The organism is Actinoplanes sp. NPDC049599 (assembly GCF_044465625.1).
Classification (GTDB): domain Bacteria; phylum Actinomycetota; class Actinomycetes; order Mycobacteriales; family Micromonosporaceae; genus Actinoplanes.
In genome coordinates, this window is record NZ_JBITLX010000025.1 from 1 (window position 1) to 15,956 (window position 15,956).

Annotated in this window: 10 protein-coding genes and 1 pseudogene; 4 read left to right on the top strand and 7 right to left on the bottom strand. The window is 69.9% G+C overall.

Annotation, left to right across the window (positions count from 1 at the left end; translation table 11 throughout):
- Positions 1–292: 292 nt before the first annotated feature.
- The 3 genes from ACIBQZ_RS32730 to ACIBQZ_RS32740 all read right to left on the bottom strand — a co-directional run bounded on the left by ACIBQZ_RS32730 (position 293) and on the right by ACIBQZ_RS32740 (position 4,971).
- On the bottom strand, positions 293–1,822 hold the full coding sequence (locus ACIBQZ_RS32730) for a cellulose binding domain-containing protein (protein ID WP_396092699.1): 1,530 nt from the start codon (positions 1,820–1,822) through the stop codon (positions 293–295).
- Positions 1,823–2,290: 468 nt separating this feature from the next.
- A complete protein-coding gene (locus tag ACIBQZ_RS32735) occupies positions 2,291–3,382 on the bottom strand; it encodes a cellulose binding domain-containing protein (RefSeq protein WP_396092700.1) in 1,092 nt (363 codons plus the stop codon).
- A gap of 62 nt (positions 3,383–3,444) precedes the next feature.
- Positions 3,445–4,971: a cellulase family glycosylhydrolase gene (locus ACIBQZ_RS32740; RefSeq protein ID WP_396092701.1), complete on the bottom strand. Its 1,527-nt coding sequence runs from the start codon at positions 4,969–4,971 to the stop codon at positions 3,445–3,447.
- Between the two features lie 147 nt (positions 4,972–5,118).
- Here ACIBQZ_RS32740 and ACIBQZ_RS32745 point away from each other — a divergent pair, with 147 nt between their 5' ends.
- Positions 5,119–6,156 carry a LacI family DNA-binding transcriptional regulator gene (locus tag ACIBQZ_RS32745; protein WP_396092702.1) on the top strand — a complete coding sequence of 346 codons (1,038 nt, stop codon included), beginning with the start codon at positions 5,119–5,121 and terminating at the stop codon, positions 6,154–6,156.
- A 171-nt stretch (positions 6,157–6,327) separates the two neighbouring features.
- Here ACIBQZ_RS32745 and ACIBQZ_RS32750 read toward each other — a convergent pair whose 3' ends face one another.
- On the bottom strand, positions 6,328–6,864 hold the full coding sequence (locus tag ACIBQZ_RS32750; protein WP_396092703.1) for a hypothetical protein: 537 nt from the start codon (positions 6,862–6,864) through the stop codon (positions 6,328–6,330).
- 1,364 nt (positions 6,865–8,228) lie between these two features.
- A complete protein-coding gene (locus ACIBQZ_RS32755; protein WP_396092704.1) occupies positions 8,229–9,644 on the bottom strand; it encodes an FAD-dependent monooxygenase in 1,416 nt (471 codons plus the stop codon).
- 134 nt (positions 9,645–9,778) lie between these two features.
- Here ACIBQZ_RS32755 and ACIBQZ_RS32760 point away from each other — a divergent pair.
- Positions 9,779–9,853 (top strand): annotated as a pseudogene (locus ACIBQZ_RS32760) (NAD(P)-binding protein); the annotation flags it as partial.
- A gap of 156 nt (positions 9,854–10,009) precedes the next feature.
- Here ACIBQZ_RS32760 and ACIBQZ_RS32765 read toward each other — a convergent pair.
- Together ACIBQZ_RS32765 and ACIBQZ_RS32770 are read right to left on the bottom strand one after the other, a co-directional pair.
- A complete protein-coding gene (locus ACIBQZ_RS32765; protein WP_396092705.1) occupies positions 10,010–11,245 on the bottom strand; it encodes a trypsin-like serine protease in 1,236 nt (411 codons plus the stop codon).
- 98 nt (positions 11,246–11,343) lie between these two features.
- Positions 11,344–13,899 (bottom strand): ATP-binding protein, encoded by a 2,556-nt coding sequence (locus ACIBQZ_RS32770; protein WP_396092706.1) that lies wholly within the window; start codon positions 13,897–13,899, stop codon positions 11,344–11,346.
- Between the two features lie 103 nt (positions 13,900–14,002).
- Here ACIBQZ_RS32770 and ACIBQZ_RS32775 point away from each other — a divergent pair, with 103 nt between their 5' ends.
- Positions 14,003–14,521, top strand: a complete 519-nt coding sequence (locus ACIBQZ_RS32775; RefSeq protein WP_396092707.1) for a hypothetical protein — start codon at positions 14,003–14,005, stop codon at positions 14,519–14,521.
- Positions 14,522–14,606: 85 nt separating this feature from the next.
- The gene (locus tag ACIBQZ_RS32780; RefSeq protein ID WP_396092708.1) at positions 14,607–15,752 is read left to right on the top strand and encodes a pectate lyase; all 1,146 of its coding nucleotides are present in this window, start codon (positions 14,607–14,609) and stop codon (positions 15,750–15,752) included.
- Positions 15,753–15,956: the final 204 nt, after the last annotated feature.

Genomic DNA, 15,956 nt, shown 5'->3' on the forward strand with positions numbered 1-15,956 from the left:
TGAACGATCTACCGGAGACCTCCCTACTTTTCGATCACCGACACGCCGCCTGTGACCTGACCAGGCCACCACCACTTCCTAAACACGGCCTAGTGGGCGTCCGGACGCCGGAGTATCGCCTCCGGCAAAGAGGCGCGTTCGATCTCATTCGAGCCGTTCGCACGCGTGATTTCCGTTGAATCGAAGTCATGTGCTCCGGGAGCCAGACCGTTGTCGAAGGGCGGCGCGCAGGTCCGGCTGCGGACTCGTTACCCGTACCGGGTAACGAGTCGCTGAGCTGCGCGGATGTGGCCTACCAAACAACCGGCAGGGTCGAGATGTGCTGGGTCAGCGTGGTGGCGAGAATTTGGTGGTCGTGCTGCGACGGGTGCCAGTCGCAGCCGAGAAGGTCGAGCCCGAGGGTGTTGTTGTCGTAGTACAGCGACGACACCCGCGCATCACCGGCGTCATTGCGCGTCTTGACGATCTGATGGATCGAATCGGCGAATGCGGTGGTGAGGTAGGACAGGTCCGGGTAGGTGAGCACGATCTGGGTGCCAGCGCCGTACCGGGTCCGCAGCTTGTCGATGAATGCCAGGTAGGCGGTCCGGTATTCGGTGGCCAGCGCGTCGATCGTCGCCCATTTCTCGCCGGCGTTGAGTGCGGTGGAGAAGTCGTTGATGCCGAGGCCGATGACGACGACCTGCGGCTTCCAGGTGCTCGGGACCTGCCAGGCCGTGCTGTTCCAGAGGGCCTGCAGGTCCGTCTCGTAGTAGGTGCGGAAGGTGGTTTCGGGGGTCTGGCCGTTGTAGTTGCGCACCATGCCCATGCCGGACCAGGCGTTGATCTGGTAATCGGCATTCAGGCCGCGAGCGGTGAGCGCGCCGAACGTGGCGTCGGCGTTGGAGTTGCGGTTGACGCCACCGGTGCCGGCGCAGTCACGCGAGGTGGACATGTTGCCGTAACCCGCGGTCCACGAGTCGCCGATGAACTCGATCTGCCGGCTGCGTGCGGCGGGCTTGGTCAGGATCGCACCTCCGGCGGCGGGGACGAGCCCGCCGAACTCACCCGCGGCCCACGGACTTTCGGTGCGCTTCGCCAGCCGTACGGTGTGGTTGGCGTCCGGCAGATCCTTGACCCAGTGGGTGATCTGCCCTGGAGTGACGAGGGTGGCGACGGTGTTGCCGTCTACCGTGATGACGTAGTCGTTGTTTGAGTCGTTGATGACGACGCCCACGCCCGTGCCGCGGAAGCGACCCTCGAAGTAGGTGCCGGGCCAGGTGTACTGCACGCCGGCATTGGTCGTCTTGACCCGGCCGACCGTGCTGACCTGGTTCAGGACGTTGGATGCCGGTGCCGGGCTCGGGCTCGCCGACGCGCTGGGGGTGGGGCCGGCGCTGGTGCTGGCAGTGGGTTCCACGCTGCCGGTGCAGGTGACGCCGTTGAGCGTGAACGTCGTGGGTACCGGGTTCGCCGCGCCGGTCAGCGAACCACCGAAGCCGAATGAGGTGGACGCGCCGGTGTCGATCGTGCCGTTCCAGCTGGCGTTCGCCACCGTGACGTGCGCCCCGGACTGGTTCACCGTGCCGTTCCACAGTTGCGTGACCGTCTGCCCGGCGGTGAACGACCAGGCCAATTGCCAACTGGTGACGGGCGCGCCTAGGTTGGCGACGTTCACATCGGCGACGAAACCGCCGGTCCACTGGCTCTGCACCGTATAGGTGACCCGGCAGCCGGCTGCGGCGTGCGCGGCGAGGGCGCTCGTCAGGACGGCACCCCCGGCGACGGCGAGGGTGGCGACGATGGCGATGATCGGACGGGACCGGAGAGGAGGCGGTCGCATCTGTGCTCCTTGGTGAATGTCGATAGACGTCGGGGTGGCGGGAGACGGGCGAGCGATAAGGCTGTCGATCCTGCCGCTCGCCGATATCGGTCAGGAGAGGAAGCCGCCGTAGCGGCCGTTGAGGATGCCGCTTTCTGTGTCTGGTTGAAGGCGCAGATCGGGTGAAGGCGGTCGGTCGGGAGTTGACCTTCACGGATGGAGTAGCTGATTAAGTTGCGGACTTAAACTATCTCGATTGACATTGATGGACGCAATTTCATGGCTGGGGTGCGACCTGCGCGTCAGTACTGCGCGCACCCCTCCACGTACTCACCGCCCGGCGGTGTTGCGAAGGATCACGTGCAGGCGTGAGTCCCACAGCGCCTCTGCCAAGATCCGAGCGACTGCCCGTGCGCCGGCGTTCCAGCCGGGTTCGCGGCCTGTAGTGCCCGGATTTGCTGGCGTCGGTTAGGGCAAGGGGTGCGGACCTCAGCGCAGCGTGCAGGCGACCGCGGGCGCTCGGTTGCTGCCGTTCCACGAGGCCACGAAGCCGAAGGTGGTCGAGCCGCCGGAGGCCAAACTGCCGTTGTAGTCGGCGTTGCGGGCGGTGACCACCGAACCGTTCTGCGTCGCGGTCGCGTTCCAGGTCTGAGTGATCTGCTGAGCATCAGGGAAGGTCGCCGTGGCCGTCCACGCCGTGGTGGGCGCCGCTGAGTCGTTGCGGACAGTCACCTCGCCCTGGAAACCGCCGCCCCATTGAGAGATCATCCGGTAGGTCGCGGCGCAGGCGCCGGCCGGCGGCGTCGTTGGCGGAGTTGTCGGCACAGTCGTCGGCGGGGTCGTGGGCGGGGTCGTGCCGCCGAGCACGCCGGTGAGGACGGGATACCAACCGGCGGCCATCTTCTGGTATCCGGTGTCGTTGGGGTGCACGCCGTCGACGTTGTCGGCCACCGCGTCGTACCCGGTCCACAGGTCCGCGACGACGATGGGGGACTGCGCCGTGGTGAGGCCGGCGGCCCAGCCGGGGATCGCGGTGTTGAGCGCGACCACGTCGGCGGGGCAGGTGGCGCAGGCGGCGGCGCTCATCGGGATGATCTGCGCGACGATGATCTTCATGGTCGGGTTGGCCGTCCGCATCTGGCCGACCAGCTTGGTGAACGCGGCGAGCTTGGTGGCCAGCGGGATGTAGCCGCCCCACATGTCGTTGGTGCCCAGGTGCATCATGACGATGTCGGGCCGGGCGGCGGCCAGCCACGCTGGTAGCTGGTTGTTGTCGGCGATGCCGGTGGCCGAGAAGCCGCCGTGGCCCTCGTGGTCGAAGTCGTAGGAGTATCCGGGGTTGCAGCCGCCGCCGTCGGAGACGCCGCCGACGAAGTCGATCGCCATGTGGCCGGACGCCTGCAGCTGATGCCACAGCTTGGCCCGCCAGCATCCGGTCCCGGCGGTGATCGAGTCGCCGAGCGGCATGATCCGTACCGGTGCGGCGGCCGAGAGCGCCGGCTCGGCCGCCGCGAGCGCCGGCATCGCGGCGAGAAGAGCCAAGGCAAAGGCCAGCAGGAGGGTACGGGGATTGCGCAGCATGGTCATACCTCCGAGGGGGCCGGCCTGCCGCGATGGGTGTCGGGGCAGGCCGGCGGGACGGATCAGGGCTGGACGGTGAGCAGGTGGGCCTTGAAGCCCTCGCCGTAGGTCTTGGTCGGGGTGCCGTTCCAGTCTTCGATGAGGACGTTGCCGCTGCTGCCGCAGATGCCCCAGGGGTTCCAGGTCCAGGCGGTGTATCCGACGCCGTGCGCGTCGGCCCAGGCCATTACCTGGTCGATGTAGTCGTGGGCGCAGGTGTCCTGGCCGATCTCGCCGGCCTGCACCGGCACCTGGGCGGCCACTGCGCCGATCTGGGTGTCCCAGCAGGACGTGGTGACACAGGCGTTGAAGTTGTAGGTGTGCCATGACGCCATCAGGTTGCCGGTGGGGTCCGTCGGCTTGTAGGTCAGCCATTGGCTCAGGTCGTTGGTCCAGGTCAGCCCGGCGGTCATGACCACGTTGGTGGCGCCGGTCGCCCGGACCGCGTCGAGCAGGTCCTGCATGCCGGCCACCTCGTAGGTGATGCCGGTGCAGGTCCCGCCGTCGCGTAGGCACTTCCACGCGGCGGTCATGTCCGACCAGTTGTTGGACGCGTCCGGGTAGGGCTCGTTGAACAGGTCGAAGACGACCGCGTTGTTGCCCTTGAACATGGTTGCCACGCCGGTCCAGAACTGCGGCGTGTACTGCATGCTGGGCATCGGCTTCTGGCAGGTCGCGTTGACGTCGGCGCAGGCCGAGATGTTGCCGGTGTACAGCCCGTGGGTCCAGTGCAGGTCCAGGATCGGGGTGATGCCGTTGGCCACCAGCGCGTCGGCGAATTTCTTGACCTCCTGCTGATACTGCGGGCCGCTGGGTGAGCCGGACAGCCCGAGCCAGCAGTCCTCGTTCAGCGGGATCCGGACGGCATGGACGTTCCAGGTCTTCATCGCGTCGATGCCGGCCTGGTCGGCCGGGGCGCCGTCCCACATGCCCTTGCCCTGTACGCAGGCGAACTCCCCGCTGGATCGGTTGACGCCGAGCAGCCGGTAGGTCGCCCCGGCCGCGGTGACCAGCTTGTTGCCGGACACATGCAGCGCCGGTGCGGGGCCTCCGGCCGGTGGTGTGGACGGTGGTGTCGAGGGCGGGGTTGACGGCGGGGTTGACGGCGGGGTGCTGGGCGGAGTGCTCGGCGGTGTGGTCGTGCCGGTGCATCGGATGCCGTTGACGCTGAAGGAGGTGGGCGGCGGGTTGCTGCCGGTGATCGTGCCGATGAAGCCGAGCGCGACGGATCCGCCGGTGGCGACGGCACCGTTCCAGGCGGCGTTCGAAGCGGTGACATGGCTGCCGGACTGCGACCAGGTGGCGTTCCAGCCCTGGCTGACGGTTTGACCGGCGGCGGGGAAGTCGAACTCCAGCTTCCAGGTGGTCACCGGGTCGCCCAGGTTGGTGAACGAGACACCACCCTGGAATCCGCCCTGCCATTGGCTGACGACGGCATAGGTTGCTGAACAGCCGGCGGCGGCGGCCGATGCGGTGGACACGGCCGCCCATCCGCCTACGACGAGCAGGCTGGTCGCCGCCGCTGACACCAGGGCAACGCGGTTGTTCATCGCGGCTCTCCTTTCATAGGTATAGATCGATGGGAGCGCTCCCATACGGTTGAGGACTTAAACCCTTAAGTCAAGGATTCCGTTCGCTGCCTTCCGTGGTTGCGGAAGCGGTGGCTTAAGCGTTTAATTTCTCATCGATACTCATGCATGGGTGCTGAGGGGGCGCGGTTGAAGCGGCCGACCATCGCCGAGATAGCGGCGCGGGCCGGCGTCTCGACAGGCGCCGTGTCCTACGCGCTCAACGGCCGTCCCGGGGTGTCCGCCACAACCCGCAAGCACATCCTGGCGATCGCCGACGAGATCGGCTGGCGGCCCAGCGTGGCCGCCCGTTCGCTGTCCGGGTCCCGGGCCCACAGCGTCGGTCTGATCATCGCCCGGTCGCCCGACACCCTCGGCGTCGAGCCGTTCTTCATGCGGTTCATCGCCGGGCTCGAGGGCCAGCTCGCCCGCCAGAACATCGCCCTGCTGCTGCAGTTCGTCGACGACCACCGCGCCGCCATCGACGCGATGCGGCTGTGCTGGGCCGAGCGCCGCGTCGACGGCATGGTCATCACCGACCTGTGGACCGACGACACCCGGATCCCCGTCCTCGACAACCTGGGCATCCCCGCCGTCCTGGTCGGCAGGCACCGCAACGACACCGCCCTGCCGGCCGTCTGGACCGACGACACGGCGGCCGTGACCACCGGCGTGGACTATCTCGTCGCCCTCGGGCACCGCGACATCACCCGGGTCGCCGGGCTGCCCGCGCTCGACCACACCCAGGTCCGCATCGCGGCATTCCGGGCTGCGATGTTCGCCCACGGGCTCGGCAACCCCCGGGTGGTCGCGACCGACTACACCTGGGAGGAGGGCGCGCAGGCGACCCGGACTCTGCTGTCACGGCGGGACCGGCCCACCGCGATCATGTTCGACAACGACGTCATGGCAGCCGCCGCGCTCAACGTCGCCCAGGAGATGGGCATCGCCGTACCCCAAGAACTGTCCATCCTGGCCGGCGACGACTCTCAACTCTGCGTACTGGTCCGGCCCGCGCTCACCGCACTGGCCCGCGACATCCAGGGGTACGGCCGGCATACCGCCCAGGTGATGCTCGACGTGATCGACGGCCGCAGCCCCGGATCCCAGTCGGAGAACCCGACCCGCCTCGCTGTTCGCGCCAGCACCGGCCCACCACCGCCCTGACCCGCACCTGACACTCGACCACCAGTGGCGGCCCAAAGGGGCTATGCGGCGGCTGACCATCGACCGCCGGAACATTCACCGGCGACCGTCAGCGCACGCAGCGAACGAATCCGATGTCGTACGGCGTGTAGGTGGTGCGCGATAAGCTCACGGGGTGACCCGGGTGGGGCGTCACCGCAGGGTGAAGGGCGCGGATAGGCCCTTGGTCTCGACGACGCTGAACTGTCGCGGTTTGCCGTCGACCGTGAGCTTCGCGCCGTCCAGGGAGATGTGCAGTGTGCCTTTGCTGAGGTCGTCATCAACGGCGACGACGAAGCTGTACTGATCCTCCTCGGTCGCGTATTTGACGGAGCCGGGAACAGGCTTGGCGGTGCCTACCCGGAAGGCGGTGGCCGGGTTCAGAGCCAGGGAGAGTTCATCGCTGCCGGTCGTCTCCCGCTGGGTCGCGAACGCGACATCGACGGTGAGCCACGCCTTGCCGCGCGGAGCGTAGCCCACGCCGTCAGCCCAGGGTTTGCGGACGGCTTCCCATTGGAAGACTGTGGTGGAGTATTTCTGGTTGCCCGCTCGGAGCTGGGCGTACCCGGGTGACCCGCTGCTGGTGCCGCCAAGATACGAGGGGAAGTCGGCATACATCGCGGGCGGGCCGGTGCGGCGTTTGCCGGTACGTAGGTCCAGCGACTGCAGGTGGCCTGGGTCCCCGGTCACCAGCCGTACGTCGGCGCCCTGAGGTGCGGACGCGACGAGGACCGTCTCGGCGGGGAGCGCGGTCCCCGCCAGGACCAGGCCGAACAGGACGCGGTCGCCGCGATCAAGGTCTTGGGCATCCTACGACCGGCTGAACTCGCCCTGCGCACCCTGAAGGTATCCCGAGCGAGGTCGCGACCGACGCCGCACCGTTCTACCCGGCCGCGCTCGACGAAACGCTTCCCTCGGCCTGGCACCTCGTCGAGAAGTACGCCGATAGTCCGATCGAGGCCCATCGCAGCCGACTCAAGCGCCGGCTGAGACCAAGTTCGCCGACCTGGTTCCCGGCGCAGGACTTCACGTTCGGACTGGTGGCCGAGCAGCATGAGCAGCGCCTGGTGGGCGGGCTGGTCGAGGTGGATGGGGCCGTCGGCTTCGGGTAGCCACACCGTGACCCCGTAGGCCTGCAGGAGGGGGATGGTCTGTTGAGCTTGTCCTGCGGTGAAGGCGCGTTCATACTCGCCGATCGCCACGGCGTCGAAGCGCCGGTCAGCTCGTGCGGCTTCTGCGAGGAGTTCGGTGGCGGCGGGGCGTTGGTGCCAGGGCAGGCTGCGGGAGTAGCCGGCGTCGAAGAACTCGACGGTGATCGTGCCGTATCCGGCGATGAGCCGGGTGGCGTTGTCGTACTGCCATTGCCGGGACGAGGTGGGTCTTGGTAGCCGGTGATGGACATACGCCCGTAGAAAGCAAAGCGGATCGGGCCGGGTGTCGGTCGGGTCGGCCGTCCGCGGGTGCGGGCCCGGGCCGGTGTCTGCTGGAGCCAGGCGGTGAACAGGTCGTCCGGCGGCTCGGCGGCGGTGAGGGATGGTGGCATGGACGTCACCTCGATCCGAAGAGAACGTCGATACCTGTGAGACACCCGCCGTCGGCAGCCATGACGCATGCTCAGGACCGGATCCTCGCAGCGGGCGACGACCGTCACTCACGCGAGGCCGCAAGGCCCGTTCGGGTATCAGTCTCGCGTGGTCCCGTCGAGCTCCGGCCTGGGCTATCCGGCCAGGCCGTCGGCGGAACTGCCCGCTTGAACCTGCGCCCCGGCGGCGACTACGCGTACTGCGCCCACGATCCGGTGAACTTCCTCGACCCGCTCGGCTTGGCGGAGCAAACCCACAGCACGCTGATGCGGTGATAGTGCCGCGCGGCGGACATATCGGCGTTCCTGAGCCGCACCGGCTTGACGGCCTCGCGGATGGCGTCGCGGTACCGCCACTTGCCGGTGGCCTGGGATTTCTCTCAGGCTCGCCGGGCTTGAAGTCCGCTGGCGACCGCCGCCAGGAACGTCGAGAGGATCGCGAGGCCGTGCTGCGTCAAGTCCTAGAAGGCCATCAGTCTCCCACCCGGTGGGGCTGCGGACGTGACTCCGGCACGGCGGCCGGCCGGGGGCGGAAGCGGTGGCGCAGGTTCACCACGAGCGACCTGAGCAGCACCGACGGCGTGGCCAGGGTGCTCGGGTGGGTGAGCATGTAGGCGACGTCGCCGAACAGGGTGCCGATCCGCACGTCCACCGTAGACGCCGCGATCACCTGGTTGACCAGTGCGCGCTGCACGCGTACCGGAAGACGGGGTGGGGTGGTCTCCATGCGCTGAGCGTCACCGGACGTCGAAAGGTCCCACGCGGCGTCCACCACGACTTTCTGCAGCTGGAAGAAGCCGGTCGCCGGCCGGTTGAGGTCTGGGTCGCCGCACAGGTGTTCGGACAGGCAGGAGGCGTGCAGCGCGGCGGAGGACATACCTTGGCCGTAGACCGGGTTGAACGAGGCGACGGCGTCGCCGACGCTGACCAGGCGGGCCGGCAGGCGGGTGAGCCGGTCGAAGCGGCGGCGGCGCGCGTCGCTCTGATGGTAGGTGCGGACGTCGCTGGTGGGCTCCTGGGCGGCGATCTCCTGGAACAGCGGCGGCAGGTCGGCGCAGCGGGCGAGGAAGTCGGCCAGGTCCGGCGCCGGGCGGTCGTCGCCGTAGGTGGTCAGCATCAGCATCCACTGCATGTCCTCGATGGCGGTGGTCGCCGCCTGCGTTTTCTTCGGATAGCCGGGGGAGAAGCGGGAGATCGCGGCGCCGATCGGCGGGTCTGGTTCGGTACGCCGGAAGTACGCCGTGGCGTAGTTGACGTCGATGCGCATCCGGTCGAGTTCCGGCCGTTCCCAGCCGTCGGCGGCCAGCCAGTCGGACAGCCTGCTGGCCCGGCCCATGGCGTCCACCACGAAGTCGGCGGCCAGGTCCTGGTCGCCGACCCGGACCGCGGTGACCTGGGCGTCGCGGTACCGCAGGCCGGTGGCGGCGGCGGTGAGCGACCGGACGTTGCCGAGCGCCAGCGTGCGGTGGCGCAGTAGCGTCTCCAGGAAGGTGCGACTCTCGCTGAGTAGCACCGCGTTCGGGGTCCGCACCGCGGCGACGTCGTCAGCCCACGCCTGCACCTGGTGGCCCTGGGACAGCACCGCGCCGAGCTCGACGGCCTCCCGGGTGAAGCCGGGGAACAGGCGCTCGATCTGCGCGCGCCCGCCGGGCAGCAATGTGTGCACCTGGAACTGCTGCGGCACGCCGCGCCGCCCTCCGGCGCTCTCCTCGACATCGTCGCGCTCCACCACGACCACCTCGTCGGCGTGGTCGGCGAGCACCCGGGCCGCGAGCAGCCCGGCGACGCTGCCCCCGAGCACGACCGCGCGCCGCAGCCGCTGGGACCGGACGACCGGTGGCCGCGTGCTGCTCAGCCTCGCGAACACCTCGGCTGGACGTTCACTCACTTCTGCTTCCCTTCCGATAGTCGAGCAAAGCCCCATCGTGTGCGCTCATCCGCGGCAGCCGGCCGCTGTGTCCAAAGTCCGATCGAGCGGGTGCCCGACACCCTTGTAGGGTCTCGATCGTGGACGTGGTCGTGGTGGGTGCCGGGATCGCCGGACTGTCGTGCGCGCGGGCGCTGACCGACGGCGGCGCCCGGGTCCGGGTACTCGAGCTGACCGCGAAGGGCCTGGAGACCTTGCGCCGCGCTACCGAGGCAAGCGACGACGCCGAGCGCGAGCTGCCAGACCACCGCCGGTGGCGGAAGCCGGCAGGAGGGCGGGCCGCAGTGGCCCGGCCCTCCCGCACCCTCCCCGGGCGGGTGGAACGGTCAGCCGGTTTCGATGGTCATGCCGCCGGTGAAGCCGGGCACCGGGGTGAACCACGACTCGGCCGGCGTGGCGTTGCAGCCGGTGGTGCTGCGGCTGTGGATGCCGTACGCGTTGCGCCGGTTGTCCGACGTCAGTTGGTACCAGCCGCCGCCGCTGTCGCCGCCGCAGGCGTCGTACCCCGTCGTCTTCACCATGCCGCGCACCTGCGGGTCGCTGACCAGCTCGATGACGGCGCAGTTGTTGGCGCCGGTGGGCGTGGTGATGTTCGCGGACAGGCACACGACGTCACCGGCCACCATGGATGATGTGCGGGTGGGCGCGCCGTTGACCCGTACGAACCGGTTGGCCGCGCCGTGCATGTAGATCCGCCCCACCGTGTCCGCGAGGTAGGTCGCGTTGGTGGTGCTGATCGAGGCGATGTCGAGGTTGTCCCGGTCGGTGGCGCCGGTCAGCGTCCCGATCGTGGTGCCGCCTGTCGACCAGGTCACGCCGACCCCGGTCGAGCAGTGGCCGGCGGTGATGACCCACCGCGTGTTGGGCGTGAACTTGTCCCGGAAGGTGAAGCCGAGCGAGCACTGCGGGCTCAGCATCAGGCCGGCGCGCAGGCTGTCGGCGCAGTTGTTGCGGGCGGTGCAGACGTCCGGCTCCACCGGGGTCGCCTTGCGCGGAGCCACCCGTACCCCCGCGGGCACCGCGTCGGCGGCCAGCGCGGCCATGCGCAGCGCGGGCACGGCGACGACGACCTGGTTGGTGACCAGGTCCAGGCCGACGTTGCCGGCCGCGGCCGCGCTCAGCGCACCGGTGCCGCGGCGGATCGCCGCAGCCTGGCGCTCCAGGTCGGCGAAGGTGCGGGCGACGCGGTGCGTCTGCACCCGGATGCCGAGCTTGTGCCCGAGCGTCGTGGCGGTCGCCTCGGCCCCCGCGGTGGTCACCGCCACGTGTAAGACGCCCGACGGCGCGTCGAACCACGACCCGCCGAACGTCTTCGGGTCCCCTTCGACCGTGTCGTGCAGCAGCCGCCGTTGCGCCTGCTGTGCGGCGGCGGTGCGCGCGGCGGCGACCGACATCGCCGGGTACGCGGCACGGTACGCGCTGGCGACGGCCTCCGCCGCGCCGCTGGCGGTACCCGGATCGACGGCGCGGTCCGGCAGTGGCGCGCTCGCCCGTGCCGGCGTCGCCATGAGCATCGCCACGGCCAGCACGGCCACGCCGGCGCCCACTCTTTTCAGTCTCATCGAGCCCTCCCTCGAGTTCCTTCGATGGCGGGACTCAGCGTGGGGCCGCGGGCGGCCGGACGGGAACCGTTCGCGGCTGTCAGGAGTGTCGCTGACAGTCAGCCGGGCAGCAGCGCCACGACGGTTCGGGCCCGCTCCTCGAGGTTGCGGAACCCGGTGCGGGCGGCCTCGGCGAGGGCGCGGTGGGCGTGCTCGCGGGCCCGCCGCTCCTGGCCCAGGCCGTGGCAGGCGGCGGCGAGCCCGATCGACGCCTCGATCCGCGGGTACGGGTCGCCGCTCGCGCCGGTCAGGTCGAGCGCCAGCTCGTGCTGCTCGATCGCGTCGCGGTTCTGGCCGAGGCGGTTGTGGACGGCGGCGAGCGTGTTGAGCGCGTCCGCCTCGATCCGGATGTCGCCGAGCAGGCGGGCCTGGGCGACGGCGGCACGCGCCAGGTCCAGCGCCTGCCGCGGCTCGCCGTGGTCGCGGTACACCTCCGCGAGGTCGCGCAGCGTGTACGCCTCCGCGCCGCGGTCGCCCACCTCGCGGCTCAGCGTGAGGGCGAGGCTGAGGTGGTGCAGCGCCTCGTCGAACCGTCCCGCCGCGTGGCAGATCTCGCCGAGCGTGTCCAGCGCGAAAGCCTCACCCTGGCGTGATCCGGCCAGCCGCCGCAGCGTTACCGCCCGGGCGGCCGAGTCCAGCGCCTCCGGGTACCGGGTGAGGTACCAGTACGTGCGGGCCAGGTGGTTGAGCGTGAGCGCCTCGCCGTCCGGCGAGCTCACCTGGCGGTACAGCGCCAGCGCTCGCCCGTACACCTCGGCCGCCTCCTCGAGGTTGCCGGCGTCGCGGTGGACGGTGGCGAGGATGCCGAGGGCCGCCGCCCGCCCCTTGTTCCAGCCGGTGTTCTCGGCGAGGGCGAGCGCCTGGGTGCAGTGCCCGATCGCCTCGGCGTAGCGCCGCTGGCGGTGGTCGATGTTGCTGAGGCTCAGCAGTGTCATCGCCTGCGCGCGACGGTCGCCCTCCTCCTGCGCGGCGCGCAGCGCGTCCGCCGTGGCGCGGGCCAGGTCGACGGTGTGCATGCGCAGCCAGAAGTAGCTGCGCAGGGTGTCAGCCAGCAGCCAGGCGGTCGGCCGCGGTCCGTGCCGCGCGGCGTACGCGATGGCGGCGACGAGGTTCGCCCGCTCGGCGTCGAGCCAGGCGAGGGCGGCCGCCCCGTCGTGGAAGGCGGGCGCCGGGACCGGAGGCGCGGGCACCGGCAGGCGCATCCGGTCGGGGTAGACGAGCTTGGCCGCGGTGTCGGCCCCGGCCAGGTACCAGTCGAAGAGCCTTCCTAGCACGGCCCGCCGCACCTCGGCGGGCTCCTCGGCCTCGCACCGCTCGGCGGCGTACTGGCGCAGCAGGTCGTGGCTCGTGTAGCGGCCGTCCGGCTGGCGGGTGAGCAGGTGCGCGCCCGCGAGCCGCTCCAGCAGCCGCCCGGCCACCGCGCCCGTCGTCCCGACCATCGCGGCGGCGCCGTCGGGGGAGAGCTCGGGCCCGGGTACGAGCCCGGAGAAGCGGAACAGCCGTCGCGCCTCGGCGTCCAGTGACCTGTACGAGAGGCCGAACGTTGCCCGTACCCCCGACTGCTCCTCGTCGATCTCCAGGCTCGCGAGGGTGTCGTGGCGCAGCTCGGTGACGTCGTCGGCGATGCGGCGCCCAGGATGGTCGATCATGCGGGCGGCGGCGATGCGCAGCGCCAGCGGCAGGTACGAGCAGGCCCGCGTCAGCTCGGCGGTGGCCTCCGCCTCGACGGCCACCCGGTCGGCGCCGAGGATGTGGGCCAGCAGCAGATGTGCCTCGTCCGCGCCGAGCACGTCCAGGGTCAGCCGTCGCGCGCCGTCGCGCGCCACCAGGCCGGAGAGCCGGTCCCGGCTGGTGACCAGCACCAGGCCCGCCGCGCTGGCCGGCAGCAGCGGCCGGACCTGCGCCGCGTCGGCCGCGTTGTCGAGCAGCACCAGCGCCCGGCGGTCGGCCAACAGCGAGCGGTACCGCGCGGCGGCGACGTCTTCCTCGGTCGGGATCTCGCCGGCCGGCACGCCGAGGCCGCGCAGCAGCAGCACCAGCGCGTCGATCGGCCGCACCGGTTCGCCCTGCGCCCAGCCGCGCAGGTTGACGTAGAGCTGGCCGTCGGGGAAGCGGCCGGCGACCTGGTGGGCCCAGTGCACGGCGAGTGCGGTCTTGCCCACCCCGGCCATGCCGGCGATCGCCGTGATCACCACCGCCGTGCGGTCGCCGGCGAGCAGCTCGTCGAGCGCCTTGAGCTGCTCCTGGCGGCCGGTGAAGCCCCACACGTCCGGTGGCAGCTGCCGCGGCACCGAGGCGGCGACGGGGGTGCCGCCGGCCGCCACGGCCGCGAGGTCGGCGTCGCGGGCCTGCACCTCGCGGGCCTGCCGCCACAGCTGCCCGAACTCCTCGGCGTCACCCCCGAGCCGGGTCACGATCTCCTCCACCACCTCCCAGCGGGCGAGGCGGGGCAGGCTGAACGCGTCGTGGATGGTGGTCGGGTTGATCCCCCGCGGGCGCCGCTCCCCGCGAGTGGCACGCTGCAGCTCGCGCATGCTCGGCCGGCCCGCCGACGCGTGGAGGTCGTGCAGCCGCTCGTAGAACCGCCGGACCGGCCCGTCCGGCACCGCAGGCATCCTCAGCCTTCCTATCGGCGCCACCTCCCGCAATCAGGTCGCAACGAAGGCCATCGATGGCAGTATCGCAAAGACGGAAACGTGTTTTCGGGTGTGCCGCGGTGTGCGACCGCGTTTCCTTTCTCCGCCGCCGCCGCCGGCGGCGGCGGCCGCTGGCGCGCGTCAGCGCATCGCGGAGGCGGTCTCCGACCAAGAGTTGCACGCCCAGGTCAGCGCCTACCTGACCGGACGGCTGAACTCAAATCCCGAACCCAAGGAGATCCGCGAGGCCCGGGCCGAAGTCTTCGCCTCCTTCCCATGGACGGTTGACCTATACATCTCGCTGGCCTTCGCCGCCTACCGGGCCGCCCGCGAGCTGGGCCTGTGCATCCCCGAGGAACTGTCGGTCGTCGGCGACGACCATCACCAGCTCGCCGTGCTGGTGACCAAGCCTCATCGGCAACGCTTGGTGGGCAGGTATGTCGAGGATTCGCAGCATCAGTGTTCCCGAGAGCCTGGTGCCCCTGCTCAAACTCAGCACACTGCAACTCCTGCAACTCCTTGTTATTGCATCGAAGCGTATCTATCGTCGTCAGGTAAGCGCTTTCCTGTCCTAGGTGGCGGTGCGACGCACTCTCGATGATGAAGGTGAGGCACGGATGAAACGATCAGTCGCCCTGCGATGGTTAGCGGGGGGAGCCACCGCAGTCACGAGCGCCGTAATTTTGATGACGCTGCCGGTATCCCAGGCTATGGCGGCCGACAACCTGAGCCTCGGCGGCGGCGCCGACGGCTCCAGCAAGGCCAGCGGCACCAGCTACGGCAACGTCAAGGACGGCAGCACCAGCACCTACTGGTCGCCGAGCAGCTCCACCGGCTACGTCTCGGTCAAATGGAGCAGCGCCACAACGGTGTCCTCGGCCATCATCAAGCACGCCTCCGGCGGCGGTTCGATCAACTCCTGGCGACTGCTCAACGCCGACAACGGGGCCGTCCTGACCAGCGGCAGCGGCAACCCGAGCACCATCTCCTTTGCCTCGACCTCACTGAAGAAGATCACCCTCGACATCACCAGCGCAGCCAGCGCACCGCGGATCGCCGAGTTCGAGACCTACGCCACCGGCGGCGGCACAACCCCGACCACCAGCCCCACCACCAGTCCCACCACCAGTCCCACCAGCAGCCCGCCCCCGAGCGGCGGCACTCCGACCGGATCCTGGCCGTCCTCCGCCGGATCGGTGAGCATCTCCGGCACGGTCAACGTCTCGGGCACCTTCGACGGTGGCATGAAGACCTACTGCTGCATCGGTGACGGCTCACAGAGCGAATCCCAGGACCCGATGTTCGAGATCGCCAACGGTGGCACCCTGCAGAACGTCATCCTCGGCTCGCCCGCCGGCGACGGCGTGCACTGCCTGGGAACCTGCACCATCCGCAACGTGTGGTGGAACGACATCGGCGAAGATGCCGCGACCTTCCTGGGCACCGGCGGCGGCACCAGCTACGTCATCGGCGGCGGCGCGCGGAACGGCAGCGACAAGACGTTCCAGCACAACGGCAACGGCACCGTCAACATCTCCGGCTTCTACCTCAACGGCGCCGGCAAGCTGTACCGCGGCTGCGGCAACTGCACCAACTCCTACCAGCGCCACGTCGTGGTCAACAACGTGTTGCTGACCGGCGTCGACTATGTCGTCGGCATCAACACCAACTGGGGCGACACCGCCACCATCACCCGCGTCACCGTCAACTCCGGCGCGGTGGTCTGCGGCATGTACAAGGGTGTCGCCAAGGGCAGCGAACCGAGCTACCTCGGCGAAGGCTGGAACACGAGCAACTGCAAGGTGAACAAGAGCGACATCACCTACAGATAGGCCGAGGGTACGTCTGGAGGGCGCTCTCCGCGAGGCGGGCGCCCTCCAACCCGGACGCGGACGCGGGCGCGGGCGCTGCACTACGGCGTGAGTAGAAGACGTGCGACCCGTCGTCGCTCCGCGTCTTGCTGCGGCGGGCCACCAGGCGGCGATAGCGCGGGCTTGCAGGTAGGTGCCAGGCCGCCGACAGCTCATTCAGTACGC